General features: G+C 56.4%; 19 protein-coding genes and 2 pseudogenes. 7 read left to right on the forward strand and 14 right to left on the reverse strand.

What is annotated here, in order from left to right:
• Window positions 1-89: 89 nt before the first annotated feature.
• From SOM48_RS00580 to SOM48_RS22785, 6 genes and pseudogenes are all read right to left on the reverse strand, one after another.
• Window positions 90-245, reverse strand: a complete 156-nt coding sequence (locus SOM48_RS00580) for a type I toxin-antitoxin system Hok/Gef family toxin (protein ID WP_023482078.1) — start codon at window positions 243-245, stop codon at window positions 90-92.
• A gap of 277 nt (window positions 246-522) precedes the next feature.
• On the reverse strand, window positions 523-1,236 hold the full coding sequence (gene livF, locus SOM48_RS00590) for a high-affinity branched-chain amino acid ABC transporter ATP-binding protein LivF (RefSeq protein WP_023482055.1): 714 nt from the start codon (window positions 1,234-1,236) through the stop codon (window positions 523-525).
• A 1-nt stretch (window position 1,237) separates the two neighbouring features.
• On the reverse strand, window positions 1,238-2,005 hold the full coding sequence (livG, locus tag SOM48_RS00595; protein WP_023482112.1) for a high-affinity branched-chain amino acid ABC transporter ATP-binding protein LivG: 768 nt from the start codon (window positions 2,003-2,005) through the stop codon (window positions 1,238-1,240).
• The gene (locus SOM48_RS00600; protein WP_128481969.1) at window positions 2,002-3,279 is read right to left on the reverse strand and encodes a high-affinity branched-chain amino acid ABC transporter permease LivM; all 1,278 of its coding nucleotides are present in this window, start codon (window positions 3,277-3,279) and stop codon (window positions 2,002-2,004) included. The genes livG and SOM48_RS00600 overlap by 4 nt, the downstream gene beginning before the upstream one ends.
• Window positions 3,276-4,202 (reverse strand): high-affinity branched-chain amino acid ABC transporter permease LivH, encoded by a 927-nt coding sequence (livH, locus tag SOM48_RS00605; protein WP_023482039.1) that lies wholly within the window; start codon window positions 4,200-4,202, stop codon window positions 3,276-3,278. The genes SOM48_RS00600 and livH overlap by 4 nt, the downstream gene beginning before the upstream one ends.
• A pseudogene (locus SOM48_RS22785) lies at window positions 4,130-4,408 on the reverse strand (hypothetical protein); the annotation flags it as partial. The pseudogene SOM48_RS22785 and the gene livH, both read right to left, overlap by 73 nt.
• Before the next feature lie 625 nt (window positions 4,409-5,033).
• Here SOM48_RS22785 and panM point away from each other — a divergent pair.
• The gene (gene panM, locus SOM48_RS00615; RefSeq protein ID WP_320511218.1) at window positions 5,034-5,417 is read left to right on the forward strand and encodes an aspartate 1-decarboxylase autocleavage activator PanM; all 384 of its coding nucleotides are present in this window, start codon (window positions 5,034-5,036) and stop codon (window positions 5,415-5,417) included.
• A 142-nt stretch (window positions 5,418-5,559) separates the two neighbouring features.
• Here panM and SOM48_RS00620 read toward each other — a convergent pair whose 3' ends face one another.
• The 6 genes from SOM48_RS00620 to ftsY form a co-directional block, all read right to left on the reverse strand.
• Window positions 5,560-6,663 carry a branched-chain amino acid ABC transporter substrate-binding protein gene (locus SOM48_RS00620; RefSeq protein ID WP_139569052.1) on the reverse strand — a complete coding sequence of 368 codons (1,104 nt, stop codon included), beginning with the start codon at window positions 6,661-6,663 and terminating at the stop codon, window positions 5,560-5,562.
• 244 nt (window positions 6,664-6,907) lie between these two features.
• The gene (locus SOM48_RS00625; RefSeq protein ID WP_320511219.1) at window positions 6,908-8,170 is read right to left on the reverse strand and encodes a 4-aminobutyrate--2-oxoglutarate transaminase; all 1,263 of its coding nucleotides are present in this window, start codon (window positions 8,168-8,170) and stop codon (window positions 6,908-6,910) included.
• Between the two features lie 148 nt (window positions 8,171-8,318).
• Complete coding sequence (gene rpoH / locus SOM48_RS00630) at window positions 8,319-9,176, reverse strand: RNA polymerase sigma factor RpoH (RefSeq protein ID WP_023482062.1); 858 nt, start codon at window positions 9,174-9,176, stop codon at window positions 8,319-8,321.
• A gap of 266 nt (window positions 9,177-9,442) precedes the next feature.
• Window positions 9,443-10,501 carry a permease-like cell division protein FtsX gene (ftsX, locus tag SOM48_RS00635; protein ID WP_054802646.1) on the reverse strand — a complete coding sequence of 353 codons (1,059 nt, stop codon included), beginning with the start codon at window positions 10,499-10,501 and terminating at the stop codon, window positions 9,443-9,445.
• A complete protein-coding gene (gene ftsE / locus SOM48_RS00640) occupies window positions 10,494-11,162 on the reverse strand; it encodes a cell division ATP-binding protein FtsE (protein ID WP_023482101.1) in 669 nt (222 codons plus the stop codon). The genes ftsX and ftsE overlap by 8 nt, the downstream gene beginning before the upstream one ends.
• A 2-nt stretch (window positions 11,163-11,164) precedes the next feature.
• Window positions 11,165-12,655, reverse strand: a complete 1,491-nt coding sequence (ftsY, locus tag SOM48_RS00645; protein ID WP_320511220.1) for a signal recognition particle-docking protein FtsY — start codon at window positions 12,653-12,655, stop codon at window positions 11,165-11,167.
• A 190-nt stretch (window positions 12,656-12,845) separates the two neighbouring features.
• On the opposite strand from ftsY, the gene rsmD reads away from it, so the two are divergent.
• The 4 genes from rsmD to zntA all read left to right on the forward strand — a co-directional run bounded on the left by rsmD (window position 12,846) and on the right by zntA (window position 16,739).
• A complete protein-coding gene (rsmD, locus tag SOM48_RS00650) occupies window positions 12,846-13,448 on the forward strand; it encodes a 16S rRNA (guanine(966)-N(2))-methyltransferase (RefSeq protein ID WP_128481967.1) in 603 nt (200 codons plus the stop codon).
• Window positions 13,438-13,707, forward strand: coding sequence for a DUF1145 family protein (locus SOM48_RS00655; RefSeq protein ID WP_223284346.1), 270 nt, complete (start codon window positions 13,438-13,440; stop codon window positions 13,705-13,707). Before rsmD ends, SOM48_RS00655 begins: the two co-directional genes overlap by 11 nt.
• A gap of 122 nt (window positions 13,708-13,829) precedes the next feature.
• Window positions 13,830-14,456, forward strand: a complete 627-nt coding sequence (locus SOM48_RS00660) for a lysoplasmalogenase (protein ID WP_023482129.1) — start codon at window positions 13,830-13,832, stop codon at window positions 14,454-14,456.
• A 75-nt stretch (window positions 14,457-14,531) separates the two neighbouring features.
• Window positions 14,532-16,739, forward strand: a complete 2,208-nt coding sequence (zntA, locus tag SOM48_RS00665) for a Zn(II)/Cd(II)/Pb(II) translocating P-type ATPase ZntA (protein ID WP_320511221.1) — start codon at window positions 14,532-14,534, stop codon at window positions 16,737-16,739.
• Here zntA and tusA read toward each other — a convergent pair.
• Window positions 16,736-16,981 (reverse strand): sulfurtransferase TusA, encoded by a 246-nt coding sequence (gene tusA, locus SOM48_RS00670; protein WP_139569043.1) that lies wholly within the window; start codon window positions 16,979-16,981, stop codon window positions 16,736-16,738. The two genes, zntA and tusA, sit on opposite strands and share 4 nt — an antisense overlap.
• A gap of 188 nt (window positions 16,982-17,169) precedes the next feature.
• Between tusA and SOM48_RS00675 the strand changes: the two genes are divergently transcribed.
• A complete protein-coding gene (locus SOM48_RS00675) occupies window positions 17,170-17,835 on the forward strand; it encodes a 7-cyano-7-deazaguanine/7-aminomethyl-7-deazaguanine transporter (RefSeq protein ID WP_042713185.1) in 666 nt (221 codons plus the stop codon).
• Window positions 17,836-17,907: 72 nt separating this feature from the next.
• Window positions 17,908-18,465: a DcrB family lipoprotein gene (locus SOM48_RS00680; protein WP_042713186.1), complete on the forward strand. Its 558-nt coding sequence runs from the start codon at window positions 17,908-17,910 to the stop codon at window positions 18,463-18,465.
• Window positions 18,466-18,534: 69 nt separating this feature from the next.
• Here the strand turns inward: SOM48_RS00680 and SOM48_RS00685 are convergent.
• Window positions 18,535-19,760, reverse strand: a pseudogene (locus SOM48_RS00685) (MFS transporter).
• Window positions 19,761-19,764 lie beyond the last annotated feature (4 nt).

Below are 19,764 nucleotides of genomic sequence, written 5' to 3' on the forward strand. Positions count from 1 at the left end.
CCAGGAAGCCCTTTAAGCGGCGCTCGAAGGCAACGCTGCAACAACATCATCGCACCTGAAAGGCAGGGATTGCTCCCTGCCCCAGGTCGCTACTTACCGGATTCGTAAGCCATCAAAGCCGCCACCTCTCTCTCCTTGTCCCGGTAGCGAAGCTCGCACAGGGATTTGCGGGTCAGATAGGTGAATATCAGCAGCGTGAAGCAGAGAATAAACACGCAGCAGATAAAAGTTTGCGGGATTTTCATAGCCTATAACTCCTTGCCTTTCAGCAGGTAAGAGGCTACGCTGACGTTGTCTATGTGTTAGTGTAGCCTCGGGTTAATTGAAAAATTGACTCGGGGCTTTCATCTTTCTGCCTCACAACATTTCTGCATAACTTCCTGAAGCGCAGCCATGAGGCAAAAAGCCTCAAGCGCCGCCCGCATCCTGTTGCGAACCCTCTCGCTGCGTATGGCTAAAGTGCATTTTTCAGAAAAAAACCGGCCCTTGCGAGGCCGGTTTTTATGTCTTAACTTCAAAGTGTTAGCCGCCGAGGTAAGCGCTTCTCACCGCTTCATTCGCCAGTAGCGCATCGCCGGTATCTTCGAGCACCACATGCCCGTTCTCCAGCACATAGCCGCGATCGGCGAGCTTCAGCGCCTGATTAGCATTCTGCTCCACGAGGAAGATGGTCATCCCCTCTTTACGCAACTGCTCAATGGTGTCGAAGATCTGTTGAATGATAATCGGTGCCAGCCCGAGCGACGGCTCATCCAGCAGCAGCAGGCGCGGCTGGCTCATCAGCGCGCGGCCTATCGCCAGCATCTGCTGTTCACCGCCGGACATGGTGCCGGCACGCTGTATACGGCGTTCATGCAGGCGCGGGAAGAGTTCATACACCCATTTAATACGCGTCTGATATTGATCGCGGTGGGCGAAGAAGCCGCCCATTGCCAGGTTCTCTTCCACGGTCATCCGCGAGAAGACGCGGCGGCCTTCCGGCACGATCGCGACCGCTTCACGCATAATCTTCGCCGTTTGCCAGTCGGTAATATCTTTACCATCAAACACCACGCGGCCGCTGGTGGCGCGCGGATCGCCGCACAGCGTGCCGAGCAAGGTGGTTTTCCCCGCACCGTTGGCACCAATCAGGGTCACGATCTCTCCCTGATTAATATGCAGACTGACCTCGTGCAGCGCCTGGATTTTGCCGTAGTGGGCGCTAACTTTGTCGAAAGATAACATTGCGTTTTCCATCTTATGCCTCACCCAGATAAGCGCGGATCACGTCCGGGTTGTTACGAATCTCTTCCGGCGTCCCGTTGGCCAGCGGTGTCCCCTGGTTAACGACGTAAATCCGGTCGGAAATACCCATCACCAGTTTCATATCATGTTCAATCAGCAGGATGGTGGTGTTGTGATGGTTACGCAGCTCGACGATCAGCTCATCCAGCTCTTTGGTCTCTTTCGGGTTTAACCCTGCCGCCGGTTCATCCAGCATCAGGATCTCCGGCTGCGTCACCATGCAGCGGATAATCTCCAGACGGCGCTGATCGCCATAAGCCAGATTGCTGGCCTGGCGGTTGGCGTGCGCTAACAAACCGATCCTCTCAAGCCAGGTCGCGGCGCGATCGAGCGCTTCGCTCTGCGTGCGGCGAAACGCGGGCGTCTTCAACAGGCCAGAGAAGAGGCCGGTTTTTAACTGCTGATGCTGAGCAACCAGTAAGTTCTCAATCACCGTCATTTCACGGAACAGACGCACATGCTGAAAGGTACGCACCACGCCCATACGCGCGATTTGCTGGCCCGGCAGCCCTTCAAGATGCTGGTCGCGCAGCATAATGGTGCCGCCGGTGGGTTTATAAAAGCCGGTCAGGCAGTTGAAGACGGTGGTTTTCCCCGCGCCGTTTGGGCCAATCAGCGAGACAATCTCCTGCGGTCGCAGCTCCAGCGAGACGTTGTTGACCGCCAGCAAACCGCCGAAGCGCATCATCAGGCCATTTACCGATAACAGTGGCTGACTCATGCCTGCTCTCCTTTTGCCTGGCCGTTTTTCAATTTCAGCTGCGGCCGCGTCATCGGCAGCAGGCCCTGCGGACGCCAGATCATCATCAGCACCATCAAACCACCCAGCATTAACATGCTGTATTCATTGAAATCACGCATCAGTTCGCGCGAGACCACCAGCAGAATAGCGGCGAGGATCACCGCGAACTGCGAGCCCATCCCGCCCAGTACGACAATCGCCAGTACAAAGGCGGATTCGGCAAAGGTGAAGGACTCCGGGCTGACAAAGCCCTGGCGCGCGGCAAACAGCGTGCCAGCAAAACCTGCGAATGCGGCGCTGATGGTAAATGCCGTCAGCTTGATACGTGTCGGGTTGAGACCCAGCGAGCGGCAGGCGATCTCATCTTCACGCAGTGCTTCCCACGCGCGGCCCAGCGGCATACGCAACAGGCGGTTGATAACGAACAGCGTCAGCACCACCAGCAGCAGCGCCACCAGATAGAGGAACACCACGCGGTCGCTCGGATCGTATTTCACATTGAAGAAGTTGCTGAAGGTATCCCAGCCCCCTTCGCGCGCTGTGCGGCTGAACTCAAGGCCAAACAGCGTCGGTTTCGGGATCTGGCTGATGCCGTTTGGCCCACCGGTCACTTCGGTGTTGTTAAGCAGCAGAATGCGCACAATCTCACCGAAGCCCAGCGTTACAATCGCCAGGTAGTCGCCGCGCAGACGCAGCACCGGGAAGCCCAGCAGGAAACCGGCAGCGGCAGAGACCAGCCCCGCCAGCGGCAGGCAGGTCCAGAAGCCAAGCCCGTAATAGTGGTTCAGCAGCGCAAAGGTGTAGGCACCGATCGCGTAAAAACCGCCGTAGCCCAGCACCAGCAGGCCGGAAAGGCCAACAACTACGTTCAGCCCCAGACCCAGGATGATATAGATCATCGTCATGGTGGCGATATCAATGGTGCCGCGCGACACCATAAACGGCCACACCACGGCAATCACCAACAGCGCCAGCAGGAAAAGCTTCTGCTTAACGGTAGATCCATCAATCGCCGGCAGGACAAATTTCGGCCCGGAAATGCCTTTCAGGCTCTTCTGGAAAACAGGGCGCAGTAACTGGAAGAAAAAGACCACGGCGGTGCCGATAAAGATCCACTGCCAGCGGATATCTGCCGCGTTATCGACCACCAGTTTGGTGCCATTCAGCTCCAGCTGAACGCCCATAAAGACGCCAGCAAGGATGAAGAACATGGCGGCAGAGAGCAGCGCCATCGCAAAATGCATCGGTTTCATACTTTCTCTACCTCCGGGCGACCGAGGATACCGGTCGGCATCACCAGCAGGACGCCAATCAGCAGCGCGAAAGAGACCACATCTTTATACTCAGTGCTCAGATACGCTGAAGAGAGCGCTTCCGCTACGCCGAGGATCAGCCCCCCAATCATCGCGCCAGGAATGCTGCCGATACCACCCAGCACCGCGGCGGTAAATGCCTTCATACCCGCCATAAAGCCGATGTAGGGATTTATCACGCCATAGAACTGGCCGAGCAGCACGCCAGCAACCGCCGCCATCGCTGCGCCAATCACAAAGGTCAGCGCGATCACCCGATCGGTGTTGATGCCCAGCAGGCTCGCCATTTTCAGGTCTTCAGCACAGGCGCGGCAGGCGCGTCCCATGCGGGAATAGCGGATAAAGAGCGTTAGCGCGAGCATAGCGACAAAGGTGACGATCCAGATAACCAGCTGCATCGTGGTGATGGAGGCGGCAAAGTTTTCACTGCTGCCGATAGTCCACTGGCCGTTGAACAGGCTTGGCAAGGCTACGTCGCGCGAGCCTTCTGTCAGGCTGACATAGTTTTGCAGGAAGATGGACATGCCGATGGCGGAGATAAGCGCAATCAGACGCTTGGAGCTGCGCACCGGGCGGTAAGCAACGCGCTCGATACTCCAGCCGTAGGCACTGGCGATAATAATCGCGCCGACAAAACCTGCCCCGACCAGCAGCCAGCTTGAGTCGATGCCCATCATCATCAGGGCGGCGATAATCATAAAGGAGACGTAGCTGCCGATCATGTAGACCTCGCCATGGGCGAAGTTAATCATGCCGATAATGCCGTACACCATGGTGTAGCCAATGGCGATCAGGGCATAAGTGCTGCCCAGCGTGACGCCGTTGAACATCTGCTGCAAGAAATAGAGAAACTGCTCAGACATAACTTAACCTTCTTAAATCTCTCAAGATTTTCGTCCAAAGAGAGGGATGACTGTGACTTCGCCACACAGGACGAACCATCGGCGTGCCGTTGCAAGACACTCAACTTAAATCCCTTCAGATCGCCTTTTTCATCCCAGTTCGGCGGCCCTGTTTCGGTTTTAGCCCCGTTGGCTTTTAACGCGTTAATCAGGTCAGCGGCTTGTTTCAACGTCCCCGGCGCAGCATCTCTCCACTATCCGGTTAATAACCACCGTAGTAGACAAAGACGATATTTTCTTTTTTTAGATGAGCGTTAAGCGCAGAAAAAACTACTTCCCTGACGGTAATACCTTTTAAACAAGACCGCGTTGCCATGACCGGCTTTCAATCATTCCCGCGACAAATGTTTTCGCGTGCCTTTTCATGCCTGCTACCCCGTTCGTGATGTTGTGTGAAAATTTTGTTTTTATATGGTTAAAAAGCATTCTGTACTTTTAATGCACAATGCTATTTTTATCAGCGCCTTTAATGAGTTAGCGTGGTTTTCTGGCGTAAACCATACTAAATACTCTATTTTTCAGGCGATTAAGCAGAGATAATATTCTGTATTAAGCGCGAGATAAACATCTAAAAGTGGGGCTTTCAGCATAAAATAACGGCAGTATACGCGGTAGAAAGCACCATCATTCAGGTTAAAATGCTGTGTCTTTTTCGATCTCTGATGTTTCTGGCTATGCCAGTCGCTGCGCTAAAACTATTCACCTGTTGTATTAAATATAAAAAAGTCTCCAGCCCCGGCGGGTGAAATTGTTTACACTCATTCCCTGTTTCACGTTTTGGACAAACGGTAGATGAAATTAACCATTATCCGGCTGACCAGTTTCAGCGAGCAGGATCATATTGATTTAGCGAAAATCTGGCCGGAATACTCCCCCGCCTCTCTGCATATTGACGATACGCACCGCATTTACGCCGCACGGTTTAATGACCGCCTGCTGGCCGCCGTACGGGTGACGTTGCGCGGCACCGAAGGCGTGCTGGATTCGCTGCGTGTGCGGGATGTCACTCGCCGTCGCGGCGTCGGGCAATACCTGGTGGAAGAGGTGATGCGCGATAACCCGGCAATGACCAGTTGGTGGATCGCAGATATCAGCGTTGAAGATCGCGCCGTGATGGCCGCCTTTGCTCAAGCGCTCGGCTTTACCGCGCAGCAAGATGGCTGGGAAAAACGCTAAAAATAGCGGGCAAGGTGAGCCATGCCTGAGCGCAATTTCGCGTCGCAGGAAGTCGTTAATCCCCGGAAGCTTACAGGCGTAAGCGACCGGGGCAAATGCAGCCAACGCACCTATGGCGCGAAAGGCGACTATCAAATACTCATCACTTCGCGTCGGTCGCGGTACCGTTCGCATGCCAGGTAAAGACGCCGAACTCAAAGCCCTTCAGATCGCCCTTCTCATCCCACGTCAGCGGCCCCATCACGGTTTCAACAGAGTGACCTTTCAGATAGGTGGCGATTTCAGCCGGATCGTCAGACTGGTTCAGGCCCGCAGCCAGCGACTGCAGCGCGGCGTAGGTGGTCCAGACAAACGCGCCGCTCGGATCCTGTTTCTTGCCTTTGATGGCATCCACAATCGGTTTGTTCGCCGGTACCTGATCGTAGTTCTTCGGCTTGGTGACTAACATCCCTTCGGCAGACTCCCCGGCGATGTTAGAGAGTGAGACGTTCGCCACGCCTTCCGGCCCCATGAACTGGGTTTTCAGACCGGCCGCACGCGCCTGACGCAGGATCTGGCCCATCTCAGGGTGGTAACCGCCGTAGTAAACAAAGTCGATATTCTCTTTCTTCAGACGCGCAACCAGCGTGGAGAAATCTTTTTCACCGGCGGTGATGCCGTCAAAGAAGACCACGTTGGCATTGCCTTTTTTCAGGCCATCCTGCACGGCGCGCGCCAGGCCTTCGCCATACTGCTGCTTATCATGAATGATAGCGATGCGTTTCGGCTTCACCTTATCGAGAATGTATTTCGCCGCCGTTGGACCCTGGTCAGAGTCGAGACCGGTGGTACGCAGCGTCAGTTTGTAACCGCGTGCAGTCAGCTCAGGGGCAGTAGCTGCAGGCGTGATCATCAGGATGCCTTCGTCTTCATAAATGTCGGACGCTGGCTGAGTGGAAGAGGAGCAGAGGTGGCCGATAACATATTTGATGCCGTCGTTAACCACTTTGTTGGCTACCGCTACCGCTTGTTTCGGGTCGCAGGCATCGTCATATTTCACCACGACCAGTTTGTCGCCTTTGACGCCGCCTTTTGCGTTGATATCGGCAACAGCCTGCTCAGCACCGGTAAATTCCTGATCGCCATACTGCGCAACCGGACCGGACATCGCACCGACAACGGCAACTTTGATATCTTTGGCGAATGCCACGTTGCTCATTGCTAACGCAATACATCCTGCCAGTAACGCTTTGCCCTTCATTTTCATCCTGAGTTTCCCCATTGTTATGGTTTTTGCAATTGTTGTGATGTTGTTATCTGGAATATTGCTTCGCTTATTACCCTAAGCAAAGAATATGATATTTGTTATTGTGCAGAATAGTGCCCTGTAAGCAGCATACTCTGCTAAAACATACCCCATTTTATGGAATAAGGAATAGCAATTTTGCAGGTTGTGCGGCAGAGCGATGCGAGAACGTGACCAAGCCGCCCATAAGGCGGCTGAATAATTACTACCTTAGCGACCGCTGGATAATATCCAGCGCTTTTCGGAACTGCTCATCAGGAATGGTCAGCGGATAGAGGAAGCGGATAACGTTGCCATAGACGCCGCAGCTCAGCAGCAGCAACCCGGCCTGAAGCGCTTTATCCTGCACCTGTTTGGTGAACTCCGGGGACGGCGCGCCGGTTTGCGGGTCCTGAAACTCGACCGCCACCATCGAGCCCTGCGCGCGGATATCGGCAATATGCGGGCAATGCGCTTTCGCATGGGTCAGCACTTCGACCAGATCTTTGCCCAGCTGGTTGGCGCGTTCGCACAGCTTCTCCTCTTCAATCACATCCAGCACCGCATGCGCTGCGGCCACCGCCAGCGGGTTACCGGCATAGGTACCGCCCAGGCCACCAGGCGCAGGAGCATCCATCACTTCGGCACGTCCGGCAACTGCCGAGAGCGGTAAACCGCCCGCCAGGCTTTTCGCCATAGTGATGAGATCGGGTTTGATGGCGTAATGCTCGCTAGCGAAGAGTTTGCCGGTGCGGGCAAAACCGCTCTGCACCTCGTCGATAATCAGCAGAATACCGTGGCTGTCGCACAGGGCGCGCAGCGCCTGCATAAACTCTGGCGGAGCAATATTAAAGCCCCCTTCGCCCTGCACCGGCTCTAACAGGATTGCGGCGACCTGATCGGGCGCGATATCGGCTTTGAAGAGATGCGTCAGGCTTTGCAGCGCCTGTTCAGTGCTGACCCCGTGCAATTCATTTGGATAGTGGGCGTGATAAACCGAACCGGGAAACGGCCCGAAGCCGATTTTATAAGGCGCAACTTTTCCCGTCAGCGCCATGGTCATAAAGGTACGACCGTGAAAGCCGCCGCCAAAGGCGATAATGCCCGGACGTTTGGTATAAGCGCGGGCGATTTTCACCGCGTTTTCAACCGCTTCGGCGCCGGTAGAGAAGAAGGCAGTTTTCGCCGGGCCATCAATGGGAACCAGCGCGTTGATGCGCTCGGCAAGCGAGATATAGCTTTCGTAAGGAACGATTTGGTACGCGGTGTGCGTAAAGGCCTGGAGCTGTTTTTCGACTGCTGCCATCACTTTTGGGTGTCGATGGCCGGTATTTAGCACCGCGATCCCGGCGGCAAAATCAATTACCTCGTTGCCTTCCACATCCCACAGCGTGGCGTTTTCTGCTTTCTCAGCGTAGAAGCCGCACATCACGCCAACCCCGCGCGGCGTGGCGGCTACACGCCGCTGATGTAATTCACTATTCTTCACCTTTTTCCCCTCTCTGTGCCAACCCACAGAGTAAGTATATAGCGCCTTCGTTAAGTCGACGTTTTAACCAGCACCGGGAGTGAGAGGAAATTCAGATAATAAAAAACCGGGTGAGCTTTCGCTGACCCGGTCTGTTTGCGGCTGGCGCTTACGCTTCGATAGCGGCGCGCAGTTTTTTCATCGCGTTCTTTTCAAGCTGTCGTACGCGTTCAGCGGAAACGCCGTAACGGTCGGCCAGCTCCTGTAGCGTGGACTTGTTATCTTCGTCCAGCCAGCGGGCGCGGATGATCTGCTGACTACGTTCGTCGAGACCCTGCATCGCATCGGTCAGTTTGTTGGCTGCCTGCTCTTCCCAGTTATCATCTTCAATGCCGTCAGCAAAGTTAGATGTTTTGTCCTGTAAGTAGAGCACCGGTGCCATCGGCTGGCCGTCCTGCGCATCGTCATCGGAAGACATATCAAACGTCATGTCCTGGGCCGCCATACGCGACTCCATTTCACGCACGTCTTTGCTGGTCACACCCAGTTCGCGGGCGACCATTTCGACTTCGTCCTGGTTAAACCAGCCGAGACGCTGTTTAGCCTTACGCAGGTTAAAGAACAGCTTACGTTGTGCTTTGGTGGTCGCGACTTTCACGATACGCCAGTTGCGCAGCACATACTCGTGGATCTCAGCTTTGATCCAGTGCACGGCGAAAGAGACCAGACGCACACCGACTTCAGGGTTGAAGCGGCGTACCGCTTTCATCAGGCCGATATTTCCTTCCTGGATCAGATCCGCCTGCGGCAGACCATAGCCCGAGTAGTTACGAGCAATATGAACAACAAAGCGCAGGTGAGATAGAATCAGCTTTTTCGCTGCTTCCAGATCGCCCTGGTAATGCAGCTTTTCAGCCAGCGCCCGCTCTTCATCAGCCGTCAACATCGGCCATGCGTTAGCGGCCCGGACGTAAGATTCCAGGTTGCCAACAGGGGCTAAAGCTAAAGTTTGCATTTCTTTGGTCATTCAAATCCTCTCAATTCACTATCAACTGGCGGCGGTCTGTCCCCATCAGGCAACAAACATGCCAGCATTTTTGAGCAACGAGAATAGCATTCACTTTTTTATCAGACAGTGATTTTATCCACAAGTTCCTTGTAGGCGTGTGAATAAATTACGCACAAATTGTGACATCCGGATGAACAGCCGACGCGGGGAACAGCAAGATAGTTGGGTACGCTCTCCCTGCAACGGTATTCGTCATTGCAGGGGAGGAGTATACCAGAGAATCGTTAGTCCGGAGTAAAGTGACGTAAATGTTGCACCGTCGCCAGCCAGGCGGCAATCCAGCCAATCATCGAACAGACCAGCAATAGCAGCAAACATTCATCGAAAGATAAGCCACTTAACTCAAACTGTGTGCCGAAGACCTTCGCCACATCCGTCACCGCCGACGAGAGTCGCATCACCAAAATTTCAGACAAAATGAGCGATAAAAACGCGCCGGAGAAGCCAAGAAGCGCGCCGCCGTAAAGGAACGGGCGCAGGATAAACCCGTCCGTTGCGCCAATCAGCTTCTGCACATTAATGGTGTCACGACGGGCAAAGATGCTGAGACGCACGCTGTTACCGATCACCAGGAAGACGGCAGCGATCATCAACACGCCAATCATGGCCGAAACGCGCCCAACCAGCCCGGTCAGCGCCGACAGACGCGCAAACCAGCTATCGTCCATACGTACTTCGTCGATGCCCTGCACGCGCGTAATGCGATCGCGCAGCGTGTTCAGCGCCTCGGTGCTCTGGAAATCGATTTTCGGCACCACCACCGCCACTGCCGGCAGCGGGTTCTCTTCCAGCATATCTAACGCGCCGCCAAAACCGGACCAGTTACGAAACTCGCCGAGCGCATCTTCGCGGGAGAGATAGTTCACCTTCTCAACGCCCGGTTCGGACTGCAACTGCCCGACCACCTGCTGCGCGGCGTTATCATCCAGCGCTTTATCGAAGTAGACGGTAATTTGCGGCGAAGGATAATACTGCGACGCCGCATGGCTGACGTTTTTATAGACCATATAGCAGACGCTCGGCAGCGTTAGCGAGATGGCAATCACCATCACTGTCAGGAACGTTGCCAGCGGTTTACTCTTCAGATCCTGCAGCGCACCGTGCCAGGCGTAGCGCATCTGCTCGTTGAAGACATTGGTTTTACGCGAAGGCGGTCGGGGGGCCTGCTTGCTGCGTCTCGGCGCGCTGCGGCTGCCTTCGCCCGCCGACGAGGCGGATTTGCGAAAACGGTCGAGCTTGCTGCCGAATTGCCGAATATGATTGATTGCGTCGCGCTTATTCACCCGCCAGGCCTCCATGCAAATGGCCGTCGCTCAGGCTCAGCATGCGGTACGAACGCCGGGAAATCAGTCCCATGTCGTGCGTCGCCATCAGTACCGTCACCCCAACGCGGTTAAACTCTTCAAACAGACGTAAAATCCCTTCAGACAGGGCTTCATCCAGGTTCCCGGTCGGTTCATCCGCCAGCAATACGGCAGGTTTATTCACCACCGCGCGGGCGATGCCCACACGCTGCTGCTCACCGCCGGAGAGCTGGATCGGGAAGCTTTTCGCTTTGTCCAGCAGCCCGACTTTATCCAGCGCCGCCGACACGCGACGGCGAATATCATCCCCGCTGGCACCGGCGATAATCAGCGGGATCGCGACGTTATCAAACACCGTGCGATCCATCAGCAGATGGTGATCCTGGAAAATCATGCCGATCTGGCGGCGCAAAAACGGCACTTCGCGGCTTTTCAGCCGGGAAATATCGTGGCCGCTGAAGAAGATTTTCCCGGCGCTTGGCCGTTCAATCCCACAGATCAGCTTCAGCAGGGTACTTTTCCCCGCGCCGGAGTGCCCGGTCAGAAACGCCATCTCGCCCTGCTGCAGGTGAAAGGTCACCCCCTGCAGCGCTTGTCTCCCACCGAGATAGGCTTTGCTGACATGTTCAAAGCGAATCATTGTTAATCCTCTCGGGCAAAAAGCGCCTCAATAAAATCGCCCGCATTAAACGGACGCAAATCTTCAATACGTTCGCCAACACCGATATAGCGAATTGGGATACCGAACTGATCCGCTACCGAGAAGATCACCCCGCCTTTTGCGGTGCCGTCAAGCTTGGTCAGCGTGATACCGGTTAAACCGACCGCTTCGTGGAACAGTTTGGCCTGGCTTACCGCATTTTGCCCGGTGCTGGCATCAATCGTGAGCATCACTTCGTGCGGCGCATTTTCATCGAGCTTTTTCATCACGCGCACAATCTTTTTCAGCTCTTCCATCAGGTGCGATTTATTCTGCAGACGGCCGGCGGTATCCGCAATCAGCACATCGACATTACGCGCCTTCGCTGCCTGGATAGCGTCAAAGATAACCGAAGCGGAATCCGCGCCGGTATGCTGGGCAATCACCGGAATATCGTTGCGCTGGCCCCACACCTGCAACTGTTCAACCGCTGCTGCGCGGAAGGTATCGCCCGCCGCCAGCATCACCGATTTACCCTGCTGCTCAAACTGGCGCGCCAGCTTGCCGATGGTGGTGGTTTTACCGACGCCGTTAACGCCGACCATCAGAATAACGAACGGCGTTTTGCCTTCGACATTCAGCGGCTCGTCCACCTTCGCGAGGATCTCGCTCATCTCCTCTTTCAGCAGACCATACAGCGCTTCCGCGTCGCGCAGCTGCTTGCGGCTGGCCCCTTCCGTCAGGTTGGTGATGATTTTCCGCGTGGTCTCAACGCCGACATCAGCAATCAGCAACTGCTCTTCCAGCTCTTCGAAGAGATCATCATCGATTTTTTTACCGCGGAACAGACTGATAAATCCGGAACCGAGATTCTCTTTTGTTTTCAGCAGGCTGCGCTTCAAACGCGCGAAGAAACCCTCTTTAGTCGGCTTCTCCTGCTCCTGAACCGGCTCGTCGACCGGCACAACCATCACCGCTTCTTCCGCCGCTTCGGCCGCCAGCGCATCCAGCTCTTCCTCGCTCGGCAGCGTCTCGTCTTCTATCTCTTCAACTTCTGGCTCGTCGACTTCAACGTCCGCAGTAACCAGCGGCTCGGCTTCGGCCTGCCACTCTTCGGCGTCAATGCTCTGCTCGCTAAGCTCTTCCGGCAGCGGCAGCGCTTCATGCTCAACGGCAGCAACGGGTGCTACTTCGATAATCTCTTCGACGGGTTCTTCAACAGCTGCTTCTTCTATAACCTGTTCTTCGGCAACCGGCTCTTCTGCAACGCGCTCTTCAGCAACAGGCTGCAATGCCTCTTCATGCACCAGCTGTTCGCTGACCTCGACAACCTCTTCGGCGAACTTTTCGCTGTCGGCGGCAGGCTCGGCAACCGGCGTCTCTTCTACCTGTTGTTCTGCCGTTTTCTGCTCTTCAGCTTGCGCCTCATCGGCCCGCTCTTTCTGCCCAAAGCCCAGCCAGGAAAAAAAGCCACGTTTCTTTTCATTTGCCATTGGCGACTACACTCCTCGCTGTTGATTCTATAGCGCAGCCTGTCTGCTCGACCAGGACTGAAATCATTGGTGAATTAGTCGGATAGTCTAACACTTTCCTTATCTCTCATCACGGCCTGAGGATTAGGGTTTAACGCAATTCATCCGCCCGCTAGAATAGCAGGCCGAAATGATGAGCAAAGCGAAGACCATGAAGAAACCCAACCGTGCCGCCAGCGGACAAATTCGTATTATTGGCGGGCAGTGGCGGGGCCGTAAATTACCGGTTCCCGACAGCCCAGGCCTGCGCCCGACCACCGATCGCGTGCGCGAAACCCTCTTTAACTGGCTGGCACCATCAATGGTTGACGCCCGCTGTCTCGACTGCTTCGCTGGCAGCGGCGCGCTAGGGCTGGAAGCGCTCTCCCGCTACGCCGCCAGTGCGACGTTGGTTGAGATGGAGCGCAGCGTCGCCCAGCAGCTTCAGCAAAACCTCGCTACGCTTAAAGCCACCAACGCGAAAGTCGTTAACAGTAACACGCTGAGCTTTTTAGCCGCAGCCGGCACGCCGCACACCATTGTGTTTATCGATCCACCGTTTCGCAAAGGGATGCTGGACGACACCGTGCGTTTGCTGGAGAACAACGGCTGGCTGGCGGATGATGCGCTCATTTATATCGAGAGCGAAGTAGAAAATGGTTTACCGTCAGTGCCTGCGCACTGGCATTTACACCGGGAAAAAGTCGCGGGCCAGGTGGCTTACCGTTTGTATCACCGCGAAGCACAAGGAGAGAAGCATGCCGTTGCTGATTAATCTGGGCCGTCTGATGATGCTCTGCATCTGGGCCTTTCTGATCTTCAATCTGATCCACCCCTTTCCGCGCCCGTTGAATATTTTCGTCAACGTCGCGCTGGTTTTTACCTTCTTTATGCATGCCTTGCAGGCGACGATGATGAAAACCGCGCTGCCGAAAGAGGGGCCGCAAATGACCAAAGTCGAGCAGCTGCGCATTTTTCTTTTTGGCGTCTTTGAACTGCTGGTCTGGCAGAAGAAGCTGAAAGCAAAGAGATAACTCTGTCAGATTAAGTGGAATTGCAGGGCATTGGGGGAAGTTCGCATTGTCATCCCCCTTTTTACGCCACTACACTTGAGGGGAGAGTTTTACGCAACAATAACAGTTACAGGGACTTAATTATGCTGTGGTCATTTATTGCTGTCTGCTTTTCCGGCTGGTTGTACGTCGACGCTTCCTATCGTGGCCCGGTGTGGCAACGCTGGGTGTTCAAACCCGTAACCCTTCTGCTGTTACTCCTGCTCGCCTGGCAAGCGCCCATGTTTGATGCCATCAGCTATCTGGTGCTGGCGGGTCTGTGCGCCTCGCTGGTGGGTGATGCCCTGACGCTGCTGCCGCGGCAAAAGTTACTTTACGCTATCGGCGCTTTCTTCCTGGCCCATCTGCTTTATACCATCTACTTCGCCAGCCAGATGACGCTGACCTTCTTCTGGCCGCTGCCGCTGGTGCTGCTGGTGATTGGTGCCCTGCTGCTGGCGGTGATCTGGACGCGTCTTGAAGAGCTGCGCATGGCCGTCTCCACCTTTGTCGCCATGACGCTGGTAATGGTGTGGCTGGCCGGTGAGCTGTGGTTCTTCCGTCCGACCAGCCAGGCGCTGTCGGCATTTATCGGCGCGTCGCTGCTGCTTATCGGTAATATTGTCTGGCTCGGCAGCCACTACCGTAAACGCTTTAGCGCGGATAACGCCATCTCCTCCGCCTGCTATTTTGCCGGCCACTTCCTGATCGTCCGTTCGCTCTATATCTAAAGCGCTTGACTCTGGAGTCGACTCCAGAGTGTATCCTCCGGTTAATGAGAAAATTATCATTCACCGGAGGATGCGATGGCTGCTCCCGAACTCAAGAAAACGCCGCACTTTGCCGCGCTCAAACTGCGCCCCGTTGCTGAAAGCAATGTCCCCTGCTGCGGCGATACAAGCTGTGAAACCCGCTCCGCACCGGAAATAACCGCCGCCGGCGATCGCTATAGCTGGCAAGTGAGCGGTATGGATTGCGCCGCCTGCGCACGTAAAGTGGAAAATGCGGTGCGCCAGATCGAGGGTATCACCCAGGTGCAGGTCGCTTTTGCCACCGAAAAGCTGATTGTCATCGCGCAAGAGGACGTGCGCGAGCGCGTCGAAAAAGCCGTTCAAAACGCGGGCTACCAGCTTCGCAGCGAAAACAGCGCTCCCGCGCCTGCGCCTTCATCCCTGCGCGAAAACCTGCCGCTGATCCTGCTCATCGTCATGATGGCCCTGAGCTGGGGGCTGGAGCAGTTCAATCACCCCTTCGGCCAGGCGGCGTTTATTCTCACCACGCTGGTTGGTTTGTGGCCGATTGCCCGCCAGGCCGTGCGCCTGATGAGAAGCGGTAGCTGGTTCGCCATCGAAACCTTAATGAGCGTGGCGGCAATTGGCGCGCTGTTTATCGGCGCGACCGCCGAAGCGGCGATGGTGCTGCTGCTGTTTTTAATTGGCGAGCGGCTTGAAGGCTGGGCCGCCAGCCGCGCGCGCAAAGGCGTAAGCGCACTGATGGCGTTAAAACCCGATAGCGCCATTCGCATGCGTAACGGCGTGCGTGAAACCATCCCAGCCAGCCAACTGCAACCTGGCGATACCATTGAAGTCCCGGCGGGCGGGCGCTTACCAGCGGACGGCCGCCTTATCTCGCCGTTCGCCAGTTTTGATGAGAGTGCCTTAACCGGCGAGTCGCTGCCCGTCGAGCGCAGCGCGGGCGAAAGCGTGCCCGCAGGTGCCACCAGCGTCGATCGGCTGATTACCCTGGAAGTCGTGTCAAAAGCGGGCGAAAGCGCCATCGACCGCATCCTGAAACTGATTGAAGAGGCGGAAGAGCGCCGCGCGCCCATTGAGCGCTTTATCGATCGCTTCAGCCGTATTTATACGCCAGCGATTATGGCCGTGGCGCTGCTGGTCGCGGTGGTTCCACCCCTGCTCTTTTCCGCTCCGTGGCTGGAGTGGGTCTATAAAGGGCTGGCGCTGCTGCTGATTGGCTGCCCCTGCGCGCTGGTAATCTCCACCCCCGCGGCCATCACCTCCGGGCTGGCGGCCGCCGCACGTCGCGGCGCGCTGATCAAAGGCGGCGCGGCGCTGGAGCAGCTCGGCACTCTGCGTCAGGTAGCGTTTGATAAGACCGGCACCCTGACCCTCGGCAAACCGCAGCTGGTCGCCATTCAGGCATTTTCGGGTACAGAGGAGCAGGAGCTGCTGGCGCTCAGCGCCGGGGTTGAGCAGGGCTCGACGCACCCGCTGGCGCTGGCGATTGTGCAGGAGGCGCAGCGTCGTGGCATCGCTATTCCGCAGGCCGACGGGCAGCGCGCGCTGGCCGGGAAAGGTATCGAAGCGCGTATCGGCGCGCATGACATTCACATCTGCGCACCGGAAAAGGTGCCAGCGGGCCTGCTTAATGACGCCGGGCGCAAGCAGATTGAGCAGCAGGAAGCACAGGGGCAAACGGTGGTAGTGGTTCTGCGCGATAACACCGTAATCGGTACGCTGGCGCTACAGGACACCCTGCGCGACGATGCAAAAGCCGCGGTGGCGGAACTGCATGCCCTTGGCATCACGGGCGTGATCCTCACCGGCGATAACCCGCGGGCAGCGGCAGCGATTGCTGGTGAGTTGGGGCTGGAGTTTCGCGCCGGGCTGCTGCCGGAAGATAAAGTGAGCGCCGTGCGCGCGCTGAATGAAGCGGCTCCGCTGGCGATGGTCGGCGACGGCATCAACGATGCCCCGGCAATGAAAGCGGCAACAATTGGCATTGCGATGGGCAGCGGTACCGATGTCGCGCTGGAGAGCGCCGATGCGGCGTTAACCCATAACCGGCTCGCCGGCCTTGGGCAGATGATCCGCCTGGCGCGCGCCACGCACCGTAATATTCGTCAGAACATCGCCATTGCGCTGGGGCTGAAGGGGATATTCCTGGTCACCACACTTTTGGGGATCACCGGATTATGGCTGGCAGTGCTGGCGGATACCGGCGCAACGGTGCTGGTGACAGCCAACGCGCTGCGCCTGTTACGCCGCAACGATTAGTGGCTTTTACGCACTAAATAGCGGTAGGGCAACGCCTCGGTTTGATCGGCAACCAGCTCATGTTCCATAAAACGGCAGAAGCCGGGAATATCGCGGGTGGTTGCCGGATCGTCGGCGATAATCAGTACAGTTTCGCCAACCTGCATGTTACGCACGGTTTTGCGCACCATCATTACCGGCTCCGGGCAGCGCAGGCCAAGGGCATCAAGAGTGTGGTCGGCGGTAGAAAACGGATCGCTCATCTTCATCTCACAAGTGAAAAAACCGCCCTAGTTTACGCTGCCATTTTCAGGGCGCAAGGGAGGTTAACGATTGCGTTAAAATTAGCCATTGCATCGCGCGATGATTGCAGTATCATGCGGCGGCTTCTGCCTGGCAGAGCATAAATTGAACTGGGTTCCCTCACCCCATTTACCAAAAAGGTCACAATATGACGCACTTTTCCAACGCACAGCGCATGAAGGCGCTGGTCTGGCTATCGCTATTCCACCTGCTGGTGATTATCTCCAGTAACTATCTGGTGCAGCTCCCGGTCGCCATTTTCGGCTTCCACACCACCTGGGGCGCATTCAGTTTTCCGTTTATCTTTCTGGCAACGGATCTCACCGTACGCATTTTTGGCGCGCCTCTGGCACGACGGATTATTTTTGCCGTGATGGTGCCCGCCCTGCTCGCCTCTTACGTTATCTCGTCGCTCTTTTATATGGGCAGCTGGCAAGGTTTCGGCGCGCTCGCCCACTTTAACCTGTTTGTCGCGCGTATCGCCGCCGCCAGCTTTATGGCTTATGCGCTGGGGCAGATCCTCGATGTGCACGTCTTTAACCGCCTGCGCCAGAGCCGCCGCTGGTGGCTTGCGCCAACGGCCTCGACCATTTTTGGTAACGCCAGCGATACGGTGGCCTTCTTCTTTATCGCCTTCTGGCGCAGCCCAGATCCCTTTATGGCGCAGCACTGGACCGAAATCGCACTGGTGGATTACAGCTTCAAGGTGCTTATCAGCATCGCCTTCTTCCTGCCGATGTATGGTGTGCTGTTGAATATGTTGCTGAAAAGACTGGCAGACAAATCTGAAATCTCGGCATTACAGGCGGGTTAAAGGTACGACTTATCAGTTGTGATAATATGGAACAACGAGCCATTATGGCTGTTTATTGAAAGGATGAAGTCAATGCGCAATCTGGTGAAATATGTCGGTATTGGCCTGCTGGTGATGGGGCTGGCTGCCTGTGATAACAGCGACAGCAAGAAGCCCGTACAGGGTGCCGCCGCAGAGAGTAACGCCTCCGGTCAGCCGGTGACCCTGCTCGACGGTAAACTCAGCTTCTCGCTGCCTGCGGATATGACCGATCAGAGCGGCAAGCTGGGCACGCAATCCAACAACATGCACGTCTACTCTGATGCCACAGGCCAGAAAGCGGTGATTGTGATTGTGGGTGATAACACGCAGGAAGATCTGAGCGTGCTGGCGAAACGTCTGGAAGATCAGCAGCGCAGCCGCGACCCGCAGTTGCAGGTTGTGACCAACCGTGCGATTGAGCTGAAAGGGCAGACTCTGCAACAGCTCGACAGCGTGATCTCCGCCAAAGGCCAGACCGCATGGTCCTCTGTGGTGCTGGGAAAAATTGATAACCACCTGGTAACGCTTCAGGTGACGCTGCCGGCGGAAAATCAGCAGCAGGCGCAAACTGCTGCCGAGAACATTATCAACACCATCGTGGTGAAATAACGCCGCAACACTCGAAAAGAGAAAGGGAACCTGCAGGTTCCCTTTTTTTATGCCAGGCCGGATAAGCATTTACGCGCTATCCGGCACTCTCTGCTTTAACCGCCACGCCAACAGCAGCGCAATCGCCACCAGCCCGGCGGCGGCAAGATAAATAGATGAGACGCCCGCCCAGGCCATCAGCAGCCCTGCCAGCGGGCCGGTCACGCCTAGCGAGAGATCCATAAACACCGTATAGGTCGCCAGCGCCGAGCCCTGATTGTGCTGCGGCACCGCTTTTACCGCCACCACGCCCAGCGCCGGGAAGACCAGCGAGAAACCGGCCCCTGTCAGGAAAACGCCCAGTTTCACCATCCACGGATCGACCGCCAGGCCCACCAGCAGCAGCCCGCAGGTCTCCACCGCAAAGCAGATCAGCGCCACATTGAGGCCGCCAAAACGGTTGATACCATTGGGAAACAGCAGGCGTGCACCAACAAACGCCACGCTGAAGAGCGTCAGGGCGAACGCCGCCCCATCCCAGCCTCTGGCATCGTAATAGAGGGTGATAAAGGTAGCGATCACGCCAAAACCGGCCGAACCGAGCGCCAGCGCCATCCCGTAGAGCCAGACGCGGCCGAGCACAGCGCGAAACGGCAACGGCTTGCCTTTGCTGGCTTTTACCGCCGCACGCGGTAGCGCAAGCAGCACCGCCAACAGCGCGACGGCCATAATCGTCACCGCCAGCCCGTGCAGGCCGCCATAGTGATAACAGAGCACGCCGAGCGGTGCGCCAAGCGCCATCGCCCCGTATGTGGCAATACCATTCCACGAGATGACGCGCCCGATATGCACTGAACCGACCACGCCGACGCCCCACAGCGTCGCGCCGGTACCGGCAAAACTCTGGCCGATGCCTAAAATCACCCGCCCAAGGCAGAGCAGCACCAGGCTCAACACGCCCGACTGCATTCCCGCCAACAGATAGCTCAGCCCGCTGAGAAACGCGCCGCAGAGGCCGAAAATCACCACTTTCTTCGGCCCCAGCAGATCGGCATAGCGCCCAGCATGCGGGCGGCTGAGCAGCGTGGCGAAGTACTGAAGACTTATCACCAGCCCCGCCCAGAAGGCGCTGTAGCCCATCACGTCATGGACAAAGCCGGGCAGCACCGCCAGCGGTAAACCAATGGTGAGATAGCTGGCGAAGTTAAAAATTACGACGGACAAAATCCGCAGATTGAGGCGCAATCCGCTCGGCGCCGGTTCAGCGCGGTGTTCAGGCATCAGGATTTACTCAGATTTTTACAACAATGTTTCACTATT

This window comes from Kosakonia sp. CFBP8986 (genome assembly GCF_034044935.1).
Taxonomy (GTDB): domain Bacteria; phylum Pseudomonadota; class Gammaproteobacteria; order Enterobacterales; family Enterobacteriaceae; genus Kosakonia; species Kosakonia cowanii.